The following is a 23,204-nucleotide window of genomic DNA, read 5'->3' on the forward strand; positions in this document are numbered from 1 at the left end:
CTAACAGATGAACAAGGATTAACCGTGCCGACTCCGCCTACAGTGTCACCGTTGGCCGCGAACATAGGCGACAGTCCGGCGCCCTTGTACGCCCGCGTCAAACAAATGATTACCCAGCAAATCGACAGTGGAAACTGGCCGCCGCACTACCGCGTTCCGTCGGAAAGCGAGCTGGTCAACCAACTGGGTTTCAGCCGCATGACCATCAACCGCGCCCTGCGCGAGATGACCGCTGACGGTCTGCTGGTGCGCATGCAGGGTGTCGGCACGTTCGTCGCCGAACCGAAAAGCCAGTCCGCGCTGTTTGAAGTCCACAACATCGCCGACGAAATCGCCTCCCGTGGCCATCGCCACACCTGCAAGGTGATAACCCTCGAAGAAGAGGCCGCCGGTTCCGAGCGCGCCCTGGCCCTGGACATGCGCGAAGGCCAGAAGGTGTTCCACTCGCTGATCGTGCATTTCGAGAACGATATTCCGGTGCAAATCGAAGACCGTTTCGTCAACGCACTGGTGGCGCCGGATTACCTCAAGCAAGACTTCACTCTGCAAACGCCCTACGCCTACCTGAATCAGGTCGCGCCGCTGACGGAAGGCGAGCACGTAGTCGAGGCGATTCTGGCTGAAGCCACCGAGTGCAAGTTGCTGCAGATTGAAAAGGGCGAACCGTGTCTGCTGATTCGTCGTCGCACCTGGTCCGGCCGTCAGCCGGTGACCGCCGCCCGTTTAATCCACCCCGGTTCCCGTCATCGTCTGGAAGGTCGGTTCCATAAATGAATGAAGTGAAAGTTCTACGCGCCAAAGATTACCCGCGCATGCCGTGGAAAAACGGCGGCGGCAGCACTGAAGAAATCACCCGCGATGCGGGTACCGGCCTTGAGGGTTTCGGCTGGCGCCTGTCGATTGCCGATATCGGCGAGTCGGGCGGCTTCTCGACGTTCGCCGGCTATGAGCGAGTGATCACTGTGCTGCAAGGCGACGGCATGACCTTGCGGGTTGATGGTCAGGACACACGGCCACTGTTACCGCTGGGCCCGTTTGCCTTCAGCGGAGAGAGCCAGGTCTCGTGCTCCTTGCTCGGTGGACCAATTCGCGATTTCAACCTGATTTATGCGCCGCAGCGGTATAGCGCGCGGTTGCAGTGGCTGGACGGCGAGCAGCGGTTTTTCAGCTCGGCAGGCACCGTGCTCGTATTTAGTGTCACCGACGAGCTTGAAGTGAAGGTCGGTAACAGTGTCTCGCAACTCGGTCGCCATGATTGCCTGCAACTCGACGGTAACGCCGGTCTGCTGGAAGTCTCCAGCAATGGGCCATGCTGCATGATTGAGCTGGCTGCACGCTGATCCAACACCTCCACTGATCGTTCCCACGCTCCCGCGTGGTAATGCATCCCGTGACGCTCCGCGTCACCGTCGCAACAGCGGACGCGGAGCGTCCCCGGCGGCGTTACCACGCAGAGCGTGGGAACGATCATCTGATTCGAAACTGCGCACCAACTTGTTACCGAACGCCCCAGCGTGGCGCAAAACCACGTCCAAGTGACAGCGGTCACGCCCCTCGCAAAATCCCTCCGAAAAATTTCATCTCTGCCACAACCCTTGTTCCAGGCGCTTTCCAGCCCTTTCACAACTTTTCTTGAACACTCATCCAGCAAGTTGGCCGCTTGATTGCATATGCTTGTATGTACAAGTAAAGACGTATGCGTATGAGTCGATCGAGACTCCTCGCAGCGTCCACTGATTCGCTTGTGACGCTTTGACGCACACAGGCTGGCTGCCCACCGCCAGGGTTGGTTTGGATTGATCGCTGAGGAGTCTTTTTCGTGACTGACAATACCCAGAAACCTACTAAATACCGCAATGTAGAAATCCGTGCCGCACGCGGTAACAAGCTGACCGCCAAGAGCTGGCTGACTGAAGCGCCGCTGCGCATGCTGATGAACAACCTCGACCCGGAAGTCGCCGAGAACCCTAAAGAACTGGTGGTTTACGGTGGTATCGGTCGTGCGGCGCGTAACTGGGAATGCTACGACAAGATCGTCGAAAGCCTGACAAACCTGAATGACGACGAGACCCTGCTGGTGCAATCCGGCAAGCCGGTCGGCGTGTTCAAGACCCACACCAATGCCCCGCGCGTACTGATCGCCAACTCCAACCTGGTGCCGCACTGGGCGAGCTGGGAACACTTCAACGAACTCGACGCCAAAGGCCTGGCCATGTACGGCCAGATGACCGCCGGCAGCTGGATCTACATCGGTAGCCAGGGCATCGTTCAAGGCACGTACGAAACCTTCGTTGAAGCCGGTCGCCAACACTACAACGATGACCTGACAGGTCGTTGGGTCCTGACCGCAGGCCTCGGCGGCATGGGTGGCGCTCAACCACTGGCCGCCACCCTGGCCGGCGCTTGCTCGCTGAACATCGAATGCCAGCAGGTCAGCATCGATTTCCGCCTGAACAGCCGCTATGTCGATGAGCAAGCCACCGACCTCGACGACGCGCTGGCCCGTATCGCCAAGTACACCAAGGAAGGTAAAGCGATTTCCATCGCTCTGCTGGGCAACGCGGCTGAAATTCTGCCGGAGCTGGTCAAGCGCGGTGTGCGCCCGGACATGGTCACCGACCAGACCAGCGCCCACGACCCGCTCAACGGTTACCTGCCAGCCGGCTGGACCTGGGACGAGTACCGCGCTCGCGCCAAGACCGAGCCAGCTGCCGTGGTCAAAGCCGCCAAGCAATCCATGGCCGTGCACGTTAAAGCGATGCTCGAATTCCAGAAAATGGGTATTCCGACCTTCGACTACGGCAACAACATCCGCCAGATGGCCCAGGAAGAAGGCGTTGAAAACGCATTCGACTTCCCAGGTTTCGTGCCGGCTTACATCCGTCCGCTGTTCTGCCGCGGTATCGGTCCGTTCCGTTGGGCGGCCCTGTCGGGCGATCCGCAAGACATCTACAAAACCGACGCCAAAGTAAAAGAGCTGATCCCGGACGACGCGCACCTGCACAACTGGCTGGACATGGCGCGCGAGCGCATCAGCTTCCAGGGTCTGCCGGCACGTATCTGCTGGGTTGGCCTGGGCCTGCGCGCCAAGCTCGGTCTGGCGTTCAACGAAATGGTGCGCAGCGGTGAATTGTCCGCGCCAATCGTGATCGGTCGCGACCACCTGGACTCCGGCTCGGTCGCCAGCCCGAACCGCGAAACCGAATCCATGCAAGACGGTTCCGATGCCGTGTCCGACTGGCCACTGCTCAACGCTCTGCTCAACACCGCGAGCGGCGCGACCTGGGTTTCCCTGCACCACGGCGGCGGCGTCGGCATGGGCTTCTCCCAGCACTCGGGCATGGTGATTGTCTGCGACGGTACTGACGAAGCGGCCGAGCGTATTGCTCGCGTGCTGCACAACGACCCGGCGACCGGTGTCATGCGTCACGCCGATGCGGGTTACCAGATCGCGATCGACTGCGCCAAGGAACAGGGTCTGAACCTGCCGATGATTACTGGCAAGTAATGCTTGCCCCTGTAGGAGCGAGCCTGCTCGCGATGAGGCCGGCACATTCAGTATCTTTGCTGACTGACACACCGCGATCGCGAGCAGGCTCACTCCTACAAAAGCCAATACAAGAAAATACCCAGAACAATCCACAGAGGTTGAATCATGGCTGTTAATACCGATCGTGCAGGCAACAAACCGTTGATCGAGAAACGTTCGATCGACTACATCCCGGAAGCGGAAAGACACGGTCGTCTGTTAAGCCAGTTCACCCTGTGGATGGGTGCCAACCTGCAAATCACCGCGATTGTCACCGGGGCCCTGGCCGTGGTGCTGGGCGGTGATGTGTTCTGGTCGTTGATCGGTCTGTTGATCGGTCAAGTGCTCGGCGGTGGCGTTATGGCGCTGCATGCGGCGCAAGGGCCAAAGCTTGGCCTGCCGCAGATGATCTCCAGCCGGGTGCAATTCGGCGTGTATGGCGCGGCCATCCCGATCGTGCTGGTCTGTCTGATGTACCTGGGCTTCACCGCCACGGGCACCGTACTTTCCGGCCAGGCGCTGGGCCAGTTGTTTGGCGTCAGCGACAGCGTCGGTATCCTGATCTTCGCCAGTGTCATCGTGCTGGTCACGGTGCTCGGTTATCGGGTGATCCATTGGATTGGCCGTGTTGCCAGTGTCATTGGTGTGATTGCCTTCGTTTACCTGTTCAGTCGTCTGATGAGCCAGACGGACGTTGGCGCACTCCTGCAAATCCGCCACTTCAGCTGGAGCAGCTTCCTGCTCGCGGTATCGCTCGCAGCCTCCTGGCAAATCGCCTTTGGTCCCTACGTGGCTGACTATTCACGCTACTTGCCGAGCAAGACGTCCTCGGTGAAAACCTTTTTCGCCGCTGGCGCAGGTTCGGTCATTGGCGCGCAGGTGGCGATGATCCTCGGCGTGCTTGCCGCCGCCTCGGCCAACGGGCAGTTCGCCGGCCACGAAGTGGCCTAAATCGTGGGTCTGGGCGGTACCGGTGCCACCGCTGCGCTGCTGTACTTCAGCATCGCGTTCGGCAAGGTCACCATCTCCACGCTGAACTCTTACGGCAGCTTCATGTGCATTGCGACCGTCATCAGCGGTTTCCGTGGTGATCTGAAAGTAACGCGCTTGCAGCGTCTGGTCTTCGTGCTGGTCATCGTCGGCACGGCGACCCTGATCGCGTTGCTCGGTCAGCACTCGTTCCTCGGTGCGTTCAAGTCCTTCATCCTGTTCTTGCTGGCGTTCTTTACGCCATGGAGCGCGATCAACCTGGTGGACTACTACTGCATCACTCGCGAGCGCTATGACGTGCCGGCGCTGGCCGATCCGAACGGTCGCTACGGCCGTTGGAACCCTCTCGGTATCAGCGTTTATGTCTTCGGTGTGCTGGTGCAATTGCCGTTCATTTCTACCAAGTTCTATACCGGTCCGCTGGTGGCCGCTCTGGGTGATGTGGATATTTCCTGGATCATCGGTCTGGTGCTTCCGGCAGCCCTGTATTACGTGTGCGCGAAAAAATGGCACAGCGCAGTACCCGATCACCTGATTCTGCCAGTCGAGCAGGACAGCGATGCAGCACCTATAACAAGCGGGGCCAGTCGCGCTGCGGCGCAGGCCTGATTGGACGTGGACAGGGCCTGGATGCCTCTTGACTGCCGTAAGCCAATTCATGATTAGGAGCGTCACAACAATGAAATCGAACAAGACCCTGCTGACCACATTGCTTTCCATGGGGCTGCTGGCCAGCGTCGGCGCCACTCAGGCGGCGGGCTGGTGTGAGTCAGGCAAACCGGTAAAGTTCGCCGGCCTGAACTGGGAAAGCGGCATGCTGCTGACCGACGTGATGCAAGTCGTGCTGGAGAAAGGTTATGACTGCAAGGTCGACAGCCTGCCAGGCAACTCCATCACCATGGAAAACGCCCTGAGCAGCAATGACATTCAAGTGTTTGCCGAAGAGTGGGTCGGCCGCAGCGAAGTCTGGAACAAGGCCGAGAAGGCCGGCAAGGTCGTCGGTGTCGGCGCTCCGGTCGTTGGCGCGATCGAAGGCTGGTACGTGCCGCGCTACGTGATCGAAGGCGATGCCAAGCGCAAGCTGGAGCCCAAAGCCCCGGACCTGAAAGCGATTGCCGACCTGAGTAAATACGCTGCCGTGTTCAAGGATCAGGAAGAGCCATCCAAGGGCCGTTTCTACAACTGCCCGGCCGGCTGGACCTGCGAGCTGGACAACAGCGAAATGCTCAAAAGCTACGGCCTGGAAAGCACCTACACCAACTTCCGTCCGGGCACCGGCCCGGCGCTGGATGCGGCGGTGCTGTCGAGCTACAAGCGTGGCGAGCCGATCCTGTTCTACTACTGGTCGCCAACGCCGCTGATGGGCCAGGTCGACCTGGTCAAACTCGAAGAGAAACCAGGCGTGGACAAGCGCGTGACCATCAAGGTCGGCCTGTCCAAGACCTTCCACGAGCAAGCCCCGGAACTGGTGGCGGTGCTGGAAAAGGTCAACCTGCCAATCGACCTGCTCAACCAGAACCTCGGGCGCATGGCCAAAGAGCGGATCGAGTCGCCAAAACTGGCGAAAATTTTCCTCAAGGAACATCCTGAAGTCTGGCACGCATGGGTGAGCGACGACGCAGCCAAGAAAATCGACGCGGCCTTGTAGGTTGAGCCTCTCCGGCTGTCGGCAACGGCAGTCGGACGCTTGATTGCAACCCCTTGATTGAGAGTCTCTTATGTTTCCCGAAAGCTTTACCTTTTCCATCGCCGACTGGGTCAACAGTTGGGTCGATTCGCTGGTCACCAACTACGGCGATGTGTTCCGCAGCATCTCCGACACCCTGTTGTGGGCCATCGTCAATCTTGAAGGGCTGCTGCGTGCGGCGCCTTGGTGGCTGATGCTGGCGATCGTGGCGGGCGTTGCCTGGCACGCGACCCGCAAAGTCGTAACCACCGCCGTGATCGTAGGTTTGTTGTTCCTGGTGGGCGCGGTCGGCCTCTGGGACAAGCTGATGCAGACGCTTGCGCTAATGATGGTCGCGACAGTCATTTCGGTGCTGATCGGCATCCCGCTGGGCATCCTTTCGGCACGCAGCAATCGCCTGCGTTCGGTGCTGATGCCGTTGCTGGACATCATGCAGACCATGCCGAGTTTCGTGTACCTGATCCCGGTGTTGATGCTGTTTGGCCTGGGCAAAGTGCCGGCGATTTTCGCCACCGTGATCTACGCCGCGCCGCCGCTGATCCGTCTGACCGATTTGGGCATTCGCCAGGTCGACGGTGAAGTGATGGAAGCGATCAACGCCTTCGGCGCCAACCGCTGGCAGCAACTGTTTGGCGTGCAACTGCCGCTGGCCCTGCCGAGCATCATGGCCGGGATCAACCAGACGACCATGATGGCGCTGTCGATGGTGGTTATTGCTTCGATGATCGGTGCTCGTGGCCTGGGTGAAGACGTGTTGGTGGGGATTCAGACCCTCAACGTCGGACGTGGCCTTGAAGCCGGTCTGGCGATCGTGATTCTGGCAGTGGTGATCGACCGCATTACTCAAGCGTACGGTCGGCCACGGCATGAGGTGAGCAAATGAACGACGCAACCGTGAGCAAAATCGAAGTCAAAAACGTCTTCAAGATTTTCGGCAACCGTTCCAAGGATGCGCTGGCCATGATCGGCCAGGGCAAGACCAAGGATCAGGTGCTGTCCGAAACCGGCTGTGTGGTCGGCGTGAACGACTTGTCCCTGAGCATCGGCACCGGCGAGATCTTCGTGATTATGGGCCTGTCCGGTTCTGGCAAATCCACGCTGGTGCGCCACTTCAATCGCCTGATCGACCCCACCAGCGGCGCGATCCTTGTGGACGGCGTGGACATCCTGCAATACGACATGGAAGCCCTGCGCGAATTTCGCCGGCACAAGATCAGCATGGTATTCCAGAGCTTCGGCCTGCTGCCGCACAAGACCGTGCTGGATAACGTTGCCTACGGCCTGAAAGTGCGCGGCGAGAGCAAGCAAATGTGCTCTGAGCGCGCGCTGCACTGGATCAACACCGTGGGCCTCAAGGGCTACGAAAACAAATACCCGCATCAGCTTTCCGGCGGCATGCGTCAGCGTGTGGGCCTGGCCCGCGCTTTGGCCGCAGACACCGACATCATCCTGATGGACGAGGCCTTCAGCGCCCTCGACCCGCTGATCCGTGCGGAGATGCAGGACCAGTTGCTGGAACTGCAAAAGACCCTGCACAAGACCATCGTCTTCATCACCCACGACCTCGACGAGGCCGTGCGTATCGGCAACCGCATTGCGATCCTCAAGGATGGTCGCCTGATTCAGGTGGGTACGCCGAGAGAGATCCTGCATTCGCCGGCGGATGAGTATGTGGACCGGTTCGTACAGCGGCGGGCTGCAGTGGTTTAAGAGATTTGCGGCGAGCGGGCGGGCCTCATCGCGGGCCAGTAGAGCTGCATCAATATTCAGGTAGTACGCACGAGGTTGAAGATGTCCCAGGCTGAAAAAATCGTTATCGCCGACGCCCCGTTGCGTTGGCAGGATGTGGTTGCCGTAGCTCGCCATGGCGCACAGCTTGAGCTGTCACCACAGACCTGGGCGCGGATCGACAATGCCCAGGCCATCGTCCAGCGGATTGTCGCCAGCGGCGAGCGCGCCTATGGCGTCAACACTGGCCTCGGCGCGCTGTGCAATGTCTCGCTCAAAGATGAACAGCTCAGCCAACTGTCGCGCAACACCTTGCTCAGTCACGCCTGTGGCGTTGGCGCTCCACTGGCCGACGAGCAGACTCGCGCAATCATCTGCGCCGCCATTCGTAACTACAGCCACGGCAAATCCGGCATTCATCGCCGGGTGGTCGAAGCCCTGGTGGCGCTGCTCAATCGCGGCATTACCCCGCAAGTACCCTCCCAGGGTTCGGTCGGTTACCTGACCCACATGGCCCACATCAGCATCACGCTGCTGGGCGTCGGCAATGTCAGCTATCGCGGGCAGATCGTCTCCGCGCAGCAGGCCCTGGCCGAAGAAGGTCTGGAACCGGTTCAGCTCGGTGCCAAAGACGGCTTGTGCCTGGTCAACGGCACGCCGTGCGTGTCCGGCCTCAGCTGCCTGGCACTCGCCGACGCCACGCGTTTGGTGCAGTGGGCCGATGTGATCGGTGCCATGAGCTTCGAAGCCCAGCGTGGACAGATCGCGGCGTTCGATGCCGAGATCATCGCGCTCAAACCGCACCCGGGCATGCAGCAAGTCGGCATCAATCTGCGGGCGTTGCTCGATGGTAGTGAAGTGATTGCTTCGAGCAAAGGCATTCGCACGCAGGACGCATTGAGCATCCGCTCGATTCCACAGGTTCACGGTGCCGCTCGCGATCAACTTGAGCACGCCAGAAAGCAGATCGAAACCGAACTCAACTCTGTCACCGATAACCCGATGTTGTTGGGTACACCGGACAATTTCCGGGTGATGTCCCAAGCCAACCCGCACGGTCAGTCAGTGGCATTGGCCGCGGATCTGTTGGCCATCGCCATGGCTGAAATCGGCTCCATCGCCGAGCGTCGCCTGGATCGCTTGATCAACCCTCACGTCAGCGGTTTGCCAGCCTTCCTGGTGGCTGATCCGGGGGTTAACTCCGGAATGATGATCGTCCAGTACGTTGCCGCTTCGCTGTGTGCGGAAAACCGTCAGTTGGCGCAACCGGCAGTGCTCGACAACTACGTCACTTCGGGCCTGCAGGAAGACCACCTGAGCATGGGCACCAACGCCGCTTTGAAGCTGCATCGCGCCCTGGAAAACTGCACCCAGATCCTCGCCATCGAGTACCTGCTGGCGTCTCAGGCGTTTGAATTCCTCAAAGAACAACGCTTCGGCGCCGGCACCGATGCTGCCTGGCGCCTGCTGCGCGAACGCGTCCCGGCCTACGACCAGGATCGTTGGTTGGCCCCGGATATCGCCGCCGCTGCCGGCGTGTTGAAAGACCCGATTTTGCTGCACAACGCGTTACCCAACCTGAACTGATTTCCACCACACCAGCGTGCCAAGGCGCAGCCCCCCAAAAGGTGGGAAGCGACGGACAACGGACATCTCCGGAGCGTCTGGTGAGTTAATGACAAACTCTCAAAAGGAGCACGAAATGACTGCGCTAAACCTGATTCCCGGCCAACTGAGCCTTGCCCAACTGCGTGATGTTTATCAGCAACCGGTCAAAATCACCCTCGACAGCAGCGCCTCGGCGCAGATCGAAGCCAGCGTTGCCTGCGTGGAACAGATCCTCGCCGAGAACCGCACCGCTTATGGCATCAACACCGGTTTCGGCCTGCTGGCCTCGACCCGCATCGCCAGCGAAGACCTGGAAAACCTGCAGCGCTCGCTGGTGCTGTCTCACGCCGCCGGTGTCGGCGAGCCGATCAGCGACGCGCTGGTGCGACTGGTCATGGTGCTCAAGGTCAACAGCCTGAGCCGTGGTTTCTCCGGCATTCGTCGCGTCGTGATCGACGCACTGATCGCCCTGATCAATGCCGAGGTTTACCCGCACATTCCATTGAAAGGTTCGGTCGGTGCATCCGGCGACCTGGCGCCTTTGGCCCACATGTCGCTGGTGCTGCTGGGCGAAGGCAAGGCTCGCTACAAAGGCGAGTGGATGGAAGCCACTGAAGCGCTGAAAGTCGCCGGTCTGACCCCGTTGACCCTGGCTGCCAAAGAAGGCCTGGCGCTGCTCAACGGTACTCAGGTTTCCACCGCTTACGCGCTGCGTGGTCTGTTCGAAGGCGAAGACCTGTTCGCCGGCGCCTTGGCCATTGGTGGCATGACGGTTGAAGCGGTCTTGGGCTCGCGCTCGCCGTTCGACGCCCGCATCCACGCCGCTCGTGGCCAGAAAGGCCAGATCGACGCCGCTGCCGCTTACCGCGATCTGCTGGGCGAGCGCAGTGAAGTATCCGACTCGCACCAGAACTGCGAAAAGGTCCAGGACCCGTACTCCCTGCGCTGCCAGCCGCAAGTCATGGGCGCCTGCCTGACCCAGTTCCGTCAGGCCGCCGAAGTGCTCGCCATCGAAGCCAACGCCGTCTCCGACAACCCGCTGGTGTTCGCCGCTGAAGGCGACGTGATCTCCGGCGGTAACTTCCACGCCGAACCGGTGGCCATGGCTGCCGACAACATGGCGTTGGCCATCGCGGAAATCGGCTCCCTGAGCGAGCGTCGTATCTCGCTGATGATGGACAAGCACATGTCGCAACTGCCGCCGTTCCTGGTGGCCAATGGCGGCGTGAACTCCGGCTTCATGATCGCCCAGGTGACTGCGGCGGCATTGGCCAGCGAGAACAAGGCGCTGTCCCATCCGCATTCGGTGGACAGCCTGCCGACGTCGGCGAACCAGGAAGACCACGTTTCCATGGCCCCGGCGGCTGGCAAACGCCTGTGGGAAATGGCCGAAAACACGCGAGGTGTTCTCGCGGTGGAATGGTTGGCGGCGTGCCAGGGTCTGGATCTGCGTGAGGGTTTGAAGACCTCTGCGAAGCTGGAAAAGGCTCGTGCCATCCTGCGTGCCGAAGTGCCGTTCTATGAGAAGGATCGCTTCTTTGCGCCGGACATCAATGCGGCGAGCGAGTTGTTGGCGACGCGTTGCCTGAATGAGTTGGTCACGGCGAAGTTGCTGCCGAGCCTGTAATGGCCCCATCGCGAGCAGGCTCACTCCCACATTGGAATGCATACCCCTGTGGGAGTGAGCCTGCTCGCGATTCGATTTTTGCGTCGAACAAGAATAATTAGGGACGAGCAATGCAACAGTCAGAAAAGGGTTTGAAACGCGGGCTCTCTGCCCGACATATTCGCTTCATGGCGCTGGGGTCGGCTATCGGCACCGGGCTGTTTTACGGTTCTGCCTCGGCCATTCAAATGGCCGGGCCTGCGGTACTGCTTGCCTACCTGATTGGTGGCGCAGCGGTGTTCATGGTCATGCGCGCCCTCGGCGAGATGGCGGTGCACAACCCGGTGGCCGGCTCTTTTGGCCAGTACGCCAGCACCTACCTGGGGCCGATGGCGGGCTTCATCCTCGGCTGGACCTACGCGTTCGAAATGGTCATCGTCGGCATGGCCGACGTCACCGCGTTCGGTATTTACATGGGCTTCTGGTTTCCGGAAGTCGATCGCTGGATCTGGGTGCTGGGCATCGTTTCGGTCGTCGGCGGCTTGAACCTGTGCAACGTCAAAGTCTTCGGTGAAATGGAGTTCTGGCTGTCGCTGCTCAAGGTCGCGGCCATTGTCGCAATGATCCTTGGCGGCTTCGGCATCATGCTGTTCGGCATCAGCAGCGCCCCCGGCGCCCAGGCGACCGACATCAGCAATCTCTGGAGTCATGGCGGCTTCATGCCCAACGGCGTGGGCGGCCTGATCGCTTCGTTTGCGGTGGTGATGTTTGCGTTCGGCGGCATCGAAATCATCGGCGTGACCGCCGGTGAAGCCAAAGACCCGCAGCGCGTGCTGCCACGGGCGATCAACGCGGTACCGTTGCGTATCTTGCTGTTCTACGTGCTGACGATGTTCGTGCTGATGTCGATCTTTCCATGGCAGCAGATCGGCAGCCAGGGCAGCCCGTTCGTGCAGATTTTCGACAACCTTGGGATCAGCTCGGCGGCGACTATTCTCAATATTGTGGTGATCTCGGCGGCGGTATCGGCGATCAACAGTGACATTTTCGGTGCTGGCCGCATGATGTACGGTCTGGCCCAGCAAGGTCATGCACCCAAGGGCTTCGCCAAGCTGTCGCGCAATGGCGTGCCGTGGATGACGGTGGTGGTGATGAGCGGCGCGTTGCTGCTGGGCGTGTTGTTGAACTACCTGATTCCGGAAAACGTCTTTCTGTTGATCGCTTCCATCGCAACCTTTGCGACGGTGTGGGTCTGGCTGATGATTCTGCTCACCCAAGTGGCGATGCGTCGTTCCATGAGCGCCGAGCAGGTCGCACAACTGAAATTCCCGGTGCCGTTCTGGCCCTATGCGCCGATGGCGGCGATTGCCTTCATGCTGTTCATCTTTGGCGTGCTGGGCTATTTCCCGGACACCCAGGCAGCTCTGATCGTCGGCGTGGTCTGGATTGTATTGCTGGTGCTGGCCTACCTGACGTGGGTGAAACCGGCGGCAGGCAAGGCAGTACCGGTGGAGCGTGAACCTTCTTTTTCTCATCGATAACCTAACGGAGGCCACGGATGAAAACTCTCTGGCAACACTGTCACGTCGCAACCATGGCGCAAGGCGCCTACTCGATCATCGAGGATGCGGCCATCGTGACGTCAGGAGCGCACATCGAGTGGATCGGCCCACGCGCTGAACTACCGTCGGGCGAATACCCGGCAGTCAATGATCTTAAAGGGGCCTGGGTGACGCCGGGCCTGATCGACTGCCACACCCACACGGTGTTCGGTGGTAACCGCAGCGGTGAATTCGAACAGCGTCTGCAAGGCGTCAGCTATGCAGAAATCGCAGCGGCCGGTGGTGGCATCGCCAGCACCGTGCGCGCCACTCGCGCGGCCACTGAAGATGAACTGTTCGCCAGCGCCGCCAAGCGTCTGAAGAGCCTGATGCGCGACGGCGTGACCACGGTCGAAATGAAATCCGGCTACGGCCTGGACCTGGCCAGCGAACGCAAGATCCTGAGGGTCATCCGCCGTCTCGGCGCCGAGCTCCCGGTCAGCGTGCGCAGCACCTGCCTGGCCGCTCACGCCCTGCCGCCGGAATACGCGGACCGTGCCGACGACTACATCGATCACATCTGCGCCGAGATGCTCCCGGCCCTGGCCGCCGAAGGGCTGGTGGATGCGGTGGACGCGTTCTGTGAGTACCTGGCGTTTTCGCCGGCGCAGGTCGAGCGCGTATTCATCACCGCGCAGAACCTCGGCTTGCCAGTGAAGCTGCATGCCGAGCAATTGTCGTCGCTGCACGGTTCGAGCCTGGCGGCGCGTTACCACGCACTGTCGGCCGATCACCTGGAATTCATGACCGAAGACGACGCCATCGCCATGGCCAAGTCCGGCACCGTTGCGGTGCTGCTGCCCGGCGCGTTCTACTTTCTGCGGGAAACCCAATTGCCGCCGATGGAGGCTTTGCGCAAACACGGCGTGAAAATCGCTATCGCCAGCGACCTCAACCCCGGCACCTCACCGGGGCTGTCGTTGCGTTTGATGCTGAACATGGCGTGCACCTGTTTCCGCATGACCCCGGAAGAAGCCTTGGCGGGTGCAACGATTCATGCCGCCACCGCGCTAGGCATGGCTGAAACCCACGGTTCGCTGGAAGTCGGCAAGTGTGCAGATTTCGTCGCCTGGCAAATCGATCGTCCGGCCGACCTGTCGTACTGGCTGGGCGGTGACCTGGAAAAACGCGTCGTGCGTCACGGCGTTGAAGTGAGCATTTAGGAGAACAGTTGTGGATAAGGTTCTGAACTTCAAACAAGGCCGCGTGCCGCTGCTGATCAGCATGCCCCACGCCGGCCTGCGTCTGACCCCGACCGTCGAAGCCGGGTTGATCCCCGACGCGAAAAGCCTGCCCGACACTGACTGGCACATCCCGCAGCTTTACGAATTTGCTGCCGAGCTGGGCGCCAGCACCTTGGCCGCCGAGTACTCGCGTTTTGTCATCGACCTGAATCGACCGTCTGACGACAAGCCTTTGTATGCCGGCGCTACCACCGGTTTGTATCCGGCGACGCTGTTCGACGGTATCCCGTTGTTCCGTGAGGGCATGGAACCGTCGGTGGCAGAACGGGCGACTTATCTTGAGCAGGTCTGGACGCCTTATCACAGCACCTTGCAAAACGAATTGGCGCGACTGAAAGCCGAGTTCGGTTATGCGCTGCTGTTCGACGCGCACTCGATCCGTACGGTGATCCCGCATCTGTTCGATGGCAAACTGCCGGACTTCAACCTTGGCACTTTCAACGGCGCCAGTTGCGATCCACAGCTTGCGACTCAATTGGAAGCGATCTGCGCCAAGCATACGGATTACAGCCATGTGCTGAACGGTCGCTTCAAGGGCGGGCACATCACCCGGCATTACGGTAACCCGGCCGAGAACATTCATGCGGTGCAACTGGAGTTGGGCCAGTGCACGTACATGGAAGAGTTCGAGCCGTTCCGTTATCGCCCGGACCTGGCGGCGCCGACTCAGGTGGTGCTCAAGGAATTGCTGCAAGGCCTGCTGGCCTGGGGCGAGAAGCACTACAAACGTTAACGTCTGACGCATAACACTGTGGGAGCGAGTTCGACTTGATAACGGATGACGACAGTCGCCACCGTGCAAAACACGGTCGCCACAGGTCGCTTTTACCGCTCGTCTGCTGCGTAATGTTTGGCCACGGTGCACAAAGACACCGGCCCGACAATAATCCGCTGCCGCACGAGACTCTCCCCAATGAAAAGACTGTTTACCCGCTGTCTCTCAATCCTCTGCGGCACTGCTCTCCTGAGCACCAGCGTCCTGGCCAGTGACGACGCTTCCTGCAAGGCCGTGCGCATGGGCGTGGTCAACTGGACCGACGTGATCGCCACCAGCGGCGTAGCTGACGTACTGCTCAATGGCCTCGGCTACGAAAGCAAACAAACCAGCGCTGTGCAGCAAATCATCTTTGCCGGCATCCGCGACAAGCGTCTGGACATCTACCTCGGTTACTGGAAACCGGCGATGGACAAAAACATCGCGCCGTTTCTGGCCGCCAATCAAGTGAAAGTCATGGACAAACCGAGCCTGGCCGACGCGCAGGCAACCCTCGCCGTTCCTGAGTATGTCGCCGAAGCGGGTCTGAAAACTTTCGCCGATATCGCCAAATTCAAGGATCAGCTCGGCGGCAAAATCTACGGCATCGAGCCGGGCAGCGGCGCCAACACCACCATCAAAACCATGATCGAGACCAATCAATTTGGCTTGAAGGATTTCAAGCTGATCGAGTCGGGTGAAGCCGGCATGCTGGCCGCCGTTCAGCGGGCGGTGAACCGCAAGGAATTCGTGGTGTTCGTCGGCTGGACCCCGCACCCGATGAACATCAACATGAAGATCGCCTACTTGACCGGCAGCGAAGACGTTTACGGCCCGAACGAGGGCGCCGCCACCGTCTCCACCGTGACCGCGCCGGATTACGCCCAGCGCTGCCCGAACGTAAACCGTCTGCTGGAAAACCTGACCTTCACCGCCGCCCAGGAAAGCCAGTTGATGGTGCCGATCATGGAGCGCAAGACGCCGCAGGACGTTGCCAGACAATGGCTGCGTGATCATCCCGAGGATCTGCAGCGTTGGCTCGCCGGTGTCAGCAGTTTTGATGGTAAGGATGGCGTGGCAATTGTTCAGGCCAGTTTGAAAAACTGACATCAAAACTTGTGGGAGCGAGCTTGCTCGCGAAGAGGGCGTGTCAGTCGACATTAATGTTGGCTGACCCTCAGCCTTCGCGAGCAAGCTCGCTCCCACAAAGTTGCACTCCACAACCCCCTGAACGGGCAGGCACCAGGCTTATGACTCCTTACCCGCTTTCCGAACAGATGGCGGCTTTCGTCGAGAAAACCGTCAGTTTCAACAGCCCTGACGGCAGCCTCGCCGGTTTGCGCCAGGCCTACAGCGGGATGTGCCGGGCGTTCACCCCGTTGCGTCCCGCCGGGCTGTATGTGGTGGATTTCGAGTTGGCCGGCGTGCCGGTGCGGTCTTATCAACCGGCGGTTTCGCCGCCGACCAGCGGTTGCCCGTGCATCGTTTATCTGCACGGCGGCGGTTGGGTGGTGGGGGATCTGGACTCCCACGACTTCATCTGCGCCGAACTGGCGTCGACGCTCGGCGTGCTGGTGATCGCCGTCGATTATCGGTTGGCGCCGGAGCATCCGTTTCCGGCGGCGTTCGAGGATTGTCTGAGTGTCTGGCGTGCGCTACGGACCGGGCCATTCCGGCTCGATCCCGAGCGTACGCTGGTGGTCGGGGACAGCGCCGGTGGCAACCTTGCGGCGGCGTTGTGCCTGGCGTTGCGCGATGCAGGCGAGCCATTGCCGGCTGCGCAGGTGCTGATCTATCCGGGGCTGGGCGGTGATCACCGATTGCCGTCGCGCAGTGAATGCGTCGATGCTCCCTTGCTCAGCAGCAGCGATCTGGACTGTTATCACGCCCTGTACTTGCGCGGCACCGGACAGCCAAGTGCCTATGCGATGCCGTTGCTCGCCGAGGATTTCAGCAGGTTGCCGCCAGCCTTGATCGCCGTGGCGCAATTCGATCCGTTGCGCGATGACGGCACGCTCTACGCCGAGCGACTGAACGCAGCAGGCGTGGCCGCGACGCTTTATTACGGCGAGGGGTTGGTCCACGGCTGTTTGCGGGCGCGGGGGCAGGTCGCCGAGGTCGATGCACTCTATGAAATGCTGCTCGGCTATTTGTCTGAAAAAACCGGCTGAAAAACTCTGACTCTGCAAGGCATGCTCATTGGCGTAATTCGGGTTTATGATGCCGGACGGCAGAATAATTGAAGTCCCCCCAGGGATGACCTCGACCCCTTACGGAGCGCGCAATGCAGACTTTGTACCCGCAGATCAAACCCCACGCCCGGCACGATCTGGCCGTCGATGAAACCCACACGCTGTATGTCGACGAAAGCGGTTCGCCGGAAGGTTTGCCGGTTGTATTCATCCACGGCGGCCCCGGCGCCGGGTGTGATGCCCAGAGCCGTCGGTATTTCGATCCGAACCTGTATCGCATTGTGACCTTCGACCAGCGCGGTTGCGGTCGTTCCACGCCCCACGCCAGCCTGGAAAACAACACCACCTGGGATCTGGTCGCCGACCTTGAGCGGATTCGCCAGCACCTTGGCATCGAAAAATGGGTGTTGTTTGGCGGTTCGTGGGGCTCTACCCTGGCGCTGGCCTACGCGCAAACCCACCCGGAGCGTGTACACGGTCTGATTCTGCGCGGGATTTTTCTCTGCCGTCCGCAGGAAATCGAGTGGTTCTACCAGTGTGGCGCCAGTCGTCTGTTCCCCGATTACTGGCAGGACTACATCGCGCCGATCCCGCTGGACGAGCGCGAAGACTTGCTCTCGGCTTTCCACAAGCGCTTGATCGGCAACGATCAGATTGCCCAGATGCACGCGGCCAAGGCTTGGTCCACCTGGGAAGGCCGGACCGCCACCCTGCGCCCGAACCCGATGGTGGTCGATCGTTTTTCCGAGCCACAGCGCGCACTGTCGATTGCCCGCATCGAATGTCACTACTTCACCAACAATGCGTTCCTTGAGCCCAACCAGCTGATCCGCGACATGGGCAAGATCGCCCATTTGCCTGGCGTGATCGTCCACGGTCGCTACGACGTGATCTGCCCGCTGGACAACGCCTGGGAACTGCATCAGAACTGGCCGAACAGTGAATTGCAGGTGATCCGTGACGCCGGCCATGCCGCCTCCGAACCTGGCATTACCGACGCACTGGTTCGCGCCGCCGATCAGATGGCCCATCGTCTGCTCGACCTGGCTCCTGAAGAAGCATGAAGGGCCTGCTGCAGCGTGTGCGTGGCGCGCGAGTCGAGGTAGCGGGGGAGGTGGTTGGCGCGGTCGATCAGGGTTTGTTGGTGCTGGTGGCCGTCGAGCCCGAGGACACTCGGGCAAGCGCCGACAAACTTCTGCATAAGCTGCTTAACTATCGTGTATTCAGTGACGCCGAGGGCAAGATGAATCTGTCCCTGGCGGATGTAGGCGGTGGGTTGTTGCTGGTCTCTCAGTTCACTTTGGCCGCTGACACAAAGAACGGGTTGCGCCCGAGTTTTTCGACCGCTGCCCCTCCGGCCCTTGGCGAGGAAATTTTCGACTATCTGTTAGGCAAGGCGAAACAGGTGCATGGCACTGTGGCATCAGGTAGATTCGGCGCGGATATGCAGGTGCACCTGGTCAATGATGGCCCGGTAACCTTCCTGTTACAGACCTGAAAGCGCTTGAAACATGTTTTTAAGCCCATTTCGACTGAAAACAGGGTTTTTTCGCGAGAAATACTTGGTCGCCCCTGATGCGTTGTCACGCGGCCTACTAGATAATCGCGCGCTACGGGGATCAGCGTTCGTTGGTCCATTTGACTTAGGTAGAGACTTGTCCTGGACCGTTTGGGGAATCATTTAGCCCCATCGGAGTCGGAATAATGCTCGCCAACTTGGCAAGAGTGGTCTGTAGGATCGGTTTTTTCATGCCGTTACCGCACAGGCACTTTAACTGGCCGTTGGTTTTTTGATCTGTTTTCGGCGAGGGTTGCTCGTGATTGTTAGTCCCTGTAATGCACCAAAATTGTCTGCCAAACGGTTCCGAAGCGCTCTGGTAGCGGGCTCTGCACTGCTCTGCCTGCTCAGCGCCGGTCAGCTTTGGGCATTCAGTCTGGATGATGTATCGGCCAAGGCAAAAGAGTTGGCCGGGCAGAAATACGAAGCCCCGCGCAGTAACCTGCCGAACGAATTCCGCGAAATGAAATTCGCGGACTATCAAAAAATTCGGTTCCTGACCGAAAAAGCCGAGTGGGCTGATCAGAAAACCCCGTTCAAGCTGTCGTTCTATCACCAGGGCATGCATTTCGATACTCCGGTGAAAATCAACGAAATCACGGCTAATGACGTCAAAGAGATCAAGTACGACCCGAGTCGTTTCGATTTCGGCGACGTCAAGTTCGATCCTAAAGCCACCGAACAGCTGGGTTATGCCGGTTTCCGTGTGCTGTACCCGATCAACAAGGCTGACAAGCAAGACGAAATCATGACCATGCTCGGCGCGAGTTACTTCCGCGTTGTCGGCAAGGGGCACACTTATGGCTTGTCCGCACGCGGCATGGCCATCGACACCGCGTTGCCGTCCGGCGAAGAATTCCCGCGCTTCACCGAGTTCTGGATTCAACAGCCAAAACCGGGCGACAAGCACCTGGTGATCTTCGCATTGCTGGATTCGCCACGCGCTACCGGGGCGTATCGCCTGACCCTGCGTCCGGGCAGCGACACCGTTGTCGACGTCAAGGCCCAGATGTTCCTGCGTGACAAGGTCACCAAGCTTGGCGTTGCGCCGCTGACCAGCATGTTCCTGTTCGGCGCCAACCAGCCGTCGAAAGTGCTGAACTACCGTCGCGAACTGCACGACTCCAGCGGTCTGTCGATCCATGCCGGCAACGGCGAATGGATCTGGCGCCCACTGAACAACCCGAAACACCTGGCCGTCAGCAACTTCTCGATCGAAAACCCGCGCGGCTTCGGTTTGCTGCAACGTGGCCGCGACTTCAGCCACTACGAAGACCTCGACGACCGCTACGACAAACGTCCGAGTGCCTGGATCGAGCCAAAAGGCGATTGGGGCAAGGGTTCCGTCGATCTGGTCGAGATTCCGACTGCCGACGAAACCAACGACAATATCGTTGCGTTCTGGAGCCCGGAAAAACTGCCTGAGCCTGGCCAGCCGCTGGAATTCGGCTACCGCATGCACTGGACCATCGACGAAGCTTCGATTCACGCTCCCGACAGCGCCTGGGTTCAACAAACCCTGCGTTCCACCGGTGACGTGAAGCAGTCGAACCTGATTCGTCAGCCGGACGGCAGCGTTGCCTACCTGGTGGACTTCGAAGGCCCCTCCCTGGCGGCATTGCCGGCGGATGCGGACGTTCGCAGCAAGGTCAGCGTCGGCGACAATGCCGAGCTGGTCGAGAACAACGTGCGCTACAACCCTGAAACCAAGGGCTGGCGTTTAACCCTGCGGATGAAAATCAAGGACCCGGGCAAGTCGACCGAGATGCGTGCCGCACTGGTCCAGAACATCTTGCCTGCCGATTTGGCCAAGTCGTCGGTGCCAGCCTCCAGTTCTGCTGTTGCCAAGGCCGACAAGGTTGCTGCCAAGCAACAAGAGAAGGCAGACAAGGACGCCAAGCAAGCCGAGGCCAAGCAGGCCGAAGCCAAACCAGTCGCAGATGCCAAGGAGGCCAACAACGACGCCAAGCAGCCTGCTGCTGCCGACGCGGCCCTAGCCACACCGGAATCGGCAGCGACTGAAGAAGTCTTGACCGAGACCTGGAGCTATCAGTTGCCTGCCGATGAGTAATTCTCAAGTACAGCCAGAGACACTTTCAGAATATCTGGCGCATTTACCGATGACCGACGAGCAGCGCGCGGAACTCGCGGGCTGCAAGTCCTTCAGAGAGCTGCATGAACGGCTGTCGTCATCCACGTTCGACGCCCCGGCCGACGCTGCTCAAGCCTCGGTGGGTCGCCGCCTGACCCTGAACACCGCAGAAGAATTGGCCGACGCCGAAATGCTGACGCTGGACGCCAGCGGTCGGGTCTGCCTGCGAGCGACCCCGCCGATCCGCCGGACCAAGGTCGTTCCGGAGCCGTGGCGCACCAACATTCTGGTGCGTGGCTGGCGTCGTCTGACCGGGCGCACCAATCCGCCGGCCCCGCCGAAAGACGAGAACGTACTGCCGGCGGCTCGCTGGCGTACCGTCGGTTCGATCCGCCGCTACATTCTGCTGATATTGATGCTCGGTCAGACCATCGTCGCTGGCTGGTACATGAAAGGCATCATGCCGTACCAGGGCTGGTCGTTCGTCGACCTGAACGAAGTCCTGCATCAGCCGTTCCTGAAAACCGTCACGCAAGTGCTGCCGTATGCATTGCAAACCAGCATTCTGATTCTGTTCGGGATTCTGTTCTGCTGGGTATCGGCCGGTTTCTGGACCGCGCTGATGGGCTTCCTCGAGTTGCTCACAGGTCACGACAAGTACCGCATTTCCGGTAAAAGCGCCGGCAATGAACCGATCGCCAAGGACGCACGCACCGCACTGGTGATGCCGATCTGCAACGAAGACGTGCCACGGGTGTTTGCCGGTCTGCGGGCGACTTTCGAGTCGGTCGCAGCCACGGGTGACCTGGATCGCTTCGATTTTTTTGTCCTCAGCGACAGTAATGACGCCGATATCTGCGTCGCCGAGCAACAGGCCTGGCTGGACGTCTGCCGTGAAGCCAAGGGCTTCGGCAAAATCTTCTATCGCCGCCGCCGTCGTCGCGTAAAACGTAAAAGCGGCAACCTCGACGACTTCTGCCGTCGCTGGGGCGGTGACTACAAATATATGGTCGTGCTCGACGCTGACTCCGTGATGAGCGGTGAATGCCTGACCAGTCTGGTGCGCTTGATGGAAGCGACCCCGGACGCCGGGATCATCCAGACCGCGCCACGCGCGTCGGGCATGGACACGCTGTATGCGCGCATGCAGCAGTTTGCCACCCGTGTGTACGGCCCGCTGTTTACCGCCGGTCTGCACTTCTGGCAGTTGGGCGAATCGCACTACTGGGGTCACAACGCGATCATCCGCATGAAGCCGTTCATCGAGCACTGCGCCCTGGCGCCGTTGCCGGGTAAAGGCGCGTTTGCCGGTGCGATTCTGTCCCACGACTTCGTCGAAGCTGCGCTGATGCGCCGTGCCGGTTGGGGCGTGTGGATTGCCTACGATTTGCCGGGCAGCTACGAAGAACTGCCGCCGAACCTGCTGGACGAACTCAAGCGTGACCGACGCTGGTGTCACGGCAACCTGATGAACTTCCGGCTGTTCCTGGTCAAAGGCATGCACCCGGTTCACCGGGCGGTGTTCCTGACCGGCGTGATGTCTTACCTGTCGGCGCCGTTGTGGTTCTTCTTCCTCGTGTTATCGACGGCTCTACTGGCGGTCAACACGCTGATGGAGCCGCAGTACTTCCTCGAACCCCGTCAGCTCTATCCGCTGTGGCCACAATGGCACCCGGACAAGGCGATCGCGCTGTTCTCGACCACCATCGTGCTGCTGTTCCTGCCGAAGTTGTTGAGCATCATCCTGATCTGGGCCAAGGGCGCGAAAGAGTTCGGTGGCAAGTTCAAGGTGACCCTGTCGATGCTGCTGGAGATGCTGTTCTCCATGCTGCTGGCGCCGGTGCGGATGATTTTCCACACCCGTTTCGTGCTTGCCGCGTTCCTCGGCTGGGCCGCGACCTGGAACTCGCCACAACGTGACGACGACTCCACGCCATGGAGCGAAGCGGTAAAACGCCACGGTCCGCAAACCTTGCTGGGCTTCTTCTGGGCCTTGTTGGTGATCTGGCTGAACCCGAGCTTCCTCTGGTGGCTGGTGCCGATCGTCGGTTCGTTGATGCTGTCGATTCCGGTGTCGGTGATTTCCAGCCGTATCGGTCTGGGCCTCAAGTCCCGTGACGAAAGCCTGTTCCTGATCCCTGAGGAATACAATCCGCCACAGGCATTGCTGGCAACTGATCAGTACACCCATGAAAACCGTTGGCATGCGCTGAAAGACGGCTTCATCCGTTCGGTTGTCGATCCGCAGCAGAACGCCTTGGCGTGTTCGCTGGCGACGTCCCGTCACGGTCAGGCCGAGCCGATCGAATGGCTGCGGGTCGAGCGCGTTCGTCATGCGCTCAAGGCCGGGCCTGAAGGGCTGACCAACAATGAGCGTGTGGAACTGCTGAGTGATCCGGTGGCATTGGGTCGCTTGCACGAGCAGATCTGGAATGAAGGTCACACTGAGTGGCTGGCGGCGTGGCGCAAATCGGTGAAGGCCGATCCCCATGCCCCGCTGTTGCCGCTCAAGCCGCTGAGCACGCAGCCTCAGTTGGCATAACGAAAAACCCCGTGAAAGCGGGGTTTTTTTTGTGCTGATGATCGTTTCCACGCAGAGCGTGGGGAACGGTCAG

17 protein-coding genes and 1 pseudogene are annotated in these 23,204 nt (G+C 60.1%); all 18 read left to right on the forward strand.

All coding sequences use genetic code 11. From position 1 onward, the window contains the following. The first annotated feature begins 105 nt into the window (after positions 1-105). The 18 genes and pseudogenes from hutC to mdoH all read left to right on the forward strand — a co-directional run bounded on the left by hutC (position 106) and on the right by mdoH (position 23,131). The gene (gene hutC / locus FQ185_RS06355; protein ID WP_256730383.1) at positions 106-774 is read left to right on the forward strand and encodes a histidine utilization repressor; all 669 of its coding nucleotides are present in this window, start codon (positions 106-108) and stop codon (positions 772-774) included. Further along, a complete protein-coding gene (locus FQ185_RS06360; RefSeq protein WP_149416762.1) occupies positions 771-1,340 on the forward strand; it encodes a HutD family protein in 570 nt (189 codons plus the stop codon). The genes hutC and FQ185_RS06360 overlap by 4 nt, the downstream gene beginning before the upstream one ends. A 479-nt stretch (positions 1,341-1,819) precedes the next feature. Then, positions 1,820-3,508: a urocanate hydratase gene (hutU, locus tag FQ185_RS06370; RefSeq protein WP_149416764.1), complete on the forward strand. Its 1,689-nt coding sequence runs from the start codon at positions 1,820-1,822 to the stop codon at positions 3,506-3,508. Positions 3,509-3,655: 147 nt separating this feature from the next. Beyond that, positions 3,656-5,128, forward strand: a pseudogene (locus FQ185_RS06380) (cytosine permease). A gap of 70 nt (positions 5,129-5,198) precedes the next feature. Further along, positions 5,199-6,167, forward strand: a complete 969-nt coding sequence (locus FQ185_RS06385; RefSeq protein WP_149416765.1) for an ABC transporter substrate-binding protein — start codon at positions 5,199-5,201, stop codon at positions 6,165-6,167. A gap of 70 nt (positions 6,168-6,237) precedes the next feature. Next, positions 6,238-7,089 carry a proline/glycine betaine ABC transporter permease gene (locus FQ185_RS06390; protein WP_074872803.1) on the forward strand — a complete coding sequence of 284 codons (852 nt, stop codon included), beginning with the start codon at positions 6,238-6,240 and terminating at the stop codon, positions 7,087-7,089. Continuing rightward, positions 7,086-7,916 carry a glycine betaine/L-proline ABC transporter ATP-binding protein gene (locus tag FQ185_RS06395; protein ID WP_149416766.1) on the forward strand — a complete coding sequence of 277 codons (831 nt, stop codon included), beginning with the start codon at positions 7,086-7,088 and terminating at the stop codon, positions 7,914-7,916. Before FQ185_RS06390 ends, FQ185_RS06395 begins: the two co-directional genes overlap by 4 nt. Positions 7,917-7,997: 81 nt before the next feature. Next, the gene (gene hutH, locus FQ185_RS06400; RefSeq protein WP_149416767.1) at positions 7,998-9,521 is read left to right on the forward strand and encodes a histidine ammonia-lyase; all 1,524 of its coding nucleotides are present in this window, start codon (positions 7,998-8,000) and stop codon (positions 9,519-9,521) included. Between the two features lie 115 nt (positions 9,522-9,636). Beyond that, positions 9,637-11,169, forward strand: coding sequence for a histidine ammonia-lyase (hutH, locus tag FQ185_RS06405; protein ID WP_149416768.1), 1,533 nt, complete (start codon positions 9,637-9,639; stop codon positions 11,167-11,169). A 110-nt stretch (positions 11,170-11,279) separates the two neighbouring features. Next, the gene (locus FQ185_RS06410) at positions 11,280-12,689 is read left to right on the forward strand and encodes an amino acid permease (protein WP_149416769.1); all 1,410 of its coding nucleotides are present in this window, start codon (positions 11,280-11,282) and stop codon (positions 12,687-12,689) included. Positions 12,690-12,706: 17 nt separating this feature from the next. After that, positions 12,707-13,912, forward strand: coding sequence for an imidazolonepropionase (gene hutI, locus FQ185_RS06415; protein ID WP_149416770.1), 1,206 nt, complete (start codon positions 12,707-12,709; stop codon positions 13,910-13,912). A 10-nt stretch (positions 13,913-13,922) separates the two neighbouring features. Beyond that, a complete protein-coding gene (gene hutG, locus FQ185_RS06420) occupies positions 13,923-14,726 on the forward strand; it encodes an N-formylglutamate deformylase (protein WP_149416771.1) in 804 nt (267 codons plus the stop codon). 180 nt (positions 14,727-14,906) lie between these two features. Further along, positions 14,907-15,854 (forward strand): choline ABC transporter substrate-binding protein, encoded by a 948-nt coding sequence (locus FQ185_RS06425; RefSeq protein WP_149416772.1) that lies wholly within the window; start codon positions 14,907-14,909, stop codon positions 15,852-15,854. Positions 15,855-15,997: 143 nt separating this feature from the next. After that, the gene (locus tag FQ185_RS06430; RefSeq protein WP_149416773.1) at positions 15,998-16,918 is read left to right on the forward strand and encodes an alpha/beta hydrolase; all 921 of its coding nucleotides are present in this window, start codon (positions 15,998-16,000) and stop codon (positions 16,916-16,918) included. Positions 16,919-17,031: 113 nt separating this feature from the next. After that, positions 17,032-18,003, forward strand: coding sequence for a prolyl aminopeptidase (pip, locus tag FQ185_RS06435; protein ID WP_149416774.1), 972 nt, complete (start codon positions 17,032-17,034; stop codon positions 18,001-18,003). Continuing rightward, positions 18,000-18,437: a D-aminoacyl-tRNA deacylase gene (dtd, locus tag FQ185_RS06440; RefSeq protein WP_149416775.1), complete on the forward strand. Its 438-nt coding sequence runs from the start codon at positions 18,000-18,002 to the stop codon at positions 18,435-18,437. Before pip ends, dtd begins: the two co-directional genes overlap by 4 nt. Before the next feature lie 319 nt (positions 18,438-18,756). Continuing rightward, positions 18,757-20,568 (forward strand): glucan biosynthesis protein G, encoded by a 1,812-nt coding sequence (locus FQ185_RS06445; RefSeq protein ID WP_149416776.1) that lies wholly within the window; start codon positions 18,757-18,759, stop codon positions 20,566-20,568. Then, positions 20,561-23,131, forward strand: coding sequence for a glucans biosynthesis glucosyltransferase MdoH (mdoH, locus tag FQ185_RS06450; protein ID WP_149416777.1), 2,571 nt, complete (start codon positions 20,561-20,563; stop codon positions 23,129-23,131). Before FQ185_RS06445 ends, mdoH begins: the two co-directional genes overlap by 8 nt. The last annotated feature ends 73 nt before the right edge of the window (positions 23,132-23,204 follow it).

This window comes from Pseudomonas sp. ANT_H12B (genome assembly GCF_008369325.1).
In the GTDB taxonomy this organism is placed as follows: Bacteria; Pseudomonadota; Gammaproteobacteria; order Pseudomonadales; family Pseudomonadaceae; genus Aquipseudomonas.

Coding starts and splice junctions, on each gene's coding strand:
- FQ185_RS06395 (WP_149416766.1), top strand. CDS start 7,086: ATGAACGACGCAACCGTGAGCAAAATCGAAGTCAAAAACGTCTTCAAG.
- dtd (WP_149416775.1), top strand. CDS start 18,000: ATGAAGGGCCTGCTGCAGCGTGTGCGTGGCGCGCGAGTCGAGGTAGCG.
- hutH (WP_149416767.1), top strand. CDS start 7,998: ATGTCCCAGGCTGAAAAAATCGTTATCGCCGACGCCCCGTTGCGTTGG.
- FQ185_RS06425 (WP_149416772.1), top strand. CDS start 14,907: ATGAAAAGACTGTTTACCCGCTGTCTCTCAATCCTCTGCGGCACTGCT.
- FQ185_RS06430 (WP_149416773.1), top strand. CDS start 15,998: ATGACTCCTTACCCGCTTTCCGAACAGATGGCGGCTTTCGTCGAGAAA.
- FQ185_RS06360 (WP_149416762.1), top strand. CDS start 771: ATGAATGAAGTGAAAGTTCTACGCGCCAAAGATTACCCGCGCATGCCG.
- FQ185_RS06390 (WP_074872803.1), top strand. CDS start 6,238: ATGTTTCCCGAAAGCTTTACCTTTTCCATCGCCGACTGGGTCAACAGT.
- pip (WP_149416774.1), top strand. CDS start 17,032: ATGCAGACTTTGTACCCGCAGATCAAACCCCACGCCCGGCACGATCTG.
- FQ185_RS06385 (WP_149416765.1), top strand. CDS start 5,199: ATGAAATCGAACAAGACCCTGCTGACCACATTGCTTTCCATGGGGCTG.
- FQ185_RS06410 (WP_149416769.1), top strand. CDS start 11,280: ATGCAACAGTCAGAAAAGGGTTTGAAACGCGGGCTCTCTGCCCGACAT.
- hutH (WP_149416768.1), top strand. CDS start 9,637: ATGACTGCGCTAAACCTGATTCCCGGCCAACTGAGCCTTGCCCAACTG.
- hutI (WP_149416770.1), top strand. CDS start 12,707: ATGAAAACTCTCTGGCAACACTGTCACGTCGCAACCATGGCGCAAGGC.
- hutC (WP_256730383.1), top strand. CDS start 106: ATGATTACCCAGCAAATCGACAGTGGAAACTGGCCGCCGCACTACCGC.
- mdoH (WP_149416777.1), top strand. CDS start 20,561: ATGAGTAATTCTCAAGTACAGCCAGAGACACTTTCAGAATATCTGGCG.